We start from the raw sequence: 974 nt of genomic DNA, 5'->3' as shown, positions 1-974 counted from the left end.
TTCGGTCGCGGCTTTCGCGAGCTGACCGCTGGTGTACTGGGTGCCCCTGTCCGCATGGAACACGACCTTCCGTGGCAGGTGCCCGCGGAGACCGACGGCTTGCCGGAGCGCGTCCTCGACGAGGTCAGTGTGCAGACTGTCGCCGACGGTGCGTCCCAGGACCCGGCGGGTGTGACCGTCTCGCACGACGCAGAGGTAGGCCCATCCCTCACCGGTGTGGAGGTAGGTGATGTCCGAGAACCACGCCAGGTCTCGTTCACCCTGGTCGAACTGCCTCTCGACAAGGTCGGGGACGGGGAACGGATCCGCCCCGCGGATCGTGGTCGGCGGGTGCCAGGTGCGCGGGCTGATCCCCGTGATCCCCTCGGCTTGCATGAGTTTCGCGACCGTCTTCCGCGACACCGTGACCCCGGCCTCCTGCAGGTCGGCGTGGATCCGTGGTGCCCCGTACGTCCCGTCGGACGCGGCATGGAATCCACGGATCTGCCTGGTCAACTCGACCGCCCGCTGCTGCCGCGATGATGGGCCTGCCGCCTGCCGGGCACGCCACTCATAGAACCGGCGCCGGTCCACCCTCAGAAGCCGGCACATCCGGGTGATAGTCATGTTGGCCTTCTCCGCCTCGATCACCTGGAACCGCTCCTCGGGTTCTGCTTCGATGCGAAGAAGGCCGCCGCTTTTCCCAGGAACTCGTTGTCCATCCGCAGCTCCTGGTTCTCACGGCGCAACCGACCCAGTTCGGCCCGTTCGTCCAGATCCAACCGCGCCTCGCCGCCACCACCGGTGCGGGCCCGCTCGGCGTGCACCCACCGGCCCAGCAGCTGCTCGCCGACACCGATCTCTCGCGCCACCGCCACGACCGCCCGGCCCGTGTCGATCACCAGCCGCGCCGCCTCACGGCGATACTCCGGCGTATAAGTCTTCCTCTTGCTTGTGCCCATCACGGACATCCTCCCCGACAGGCCCGCAAACAC

2 protein-coding genes are annotated in these 974 nt (G+C 68.1%); both read right to left on the bottom strand.

All coding sequences use genetic code 11. The features are described from left to right. Positions 1-630: IS3 family transposase (locus B7R22_RS18445; protein WP_116413141.1), on the bottom strand; the 630-nt coding region annotated here is incomplete at its 3' end. Next, positions 627-974, bottom strand: a 348-nt coding sequence (locus tag B7R22_RS18440; protein ID WP_216363539.1) for a transposase, incomplete at its 5' end; no start/stop codon positions are given. The genes B7R22_RS18440 and B7R22_RS18445, both read right to left, overlap by 4 nt.

The sequence above is a fragment of the Subtercola boreus genome, from assembly GCF_003399635.1.
Classification (GTDB): domain Bacteria; phylum Actinomycetota; class Actinomycetes; order Actinomycetales; family Microbacteriaceae; genus Subtercola; species Subtercola boreus_B.
This window is presented reverse-complemented; position numbering and strand designations above follow the sequence as displayed.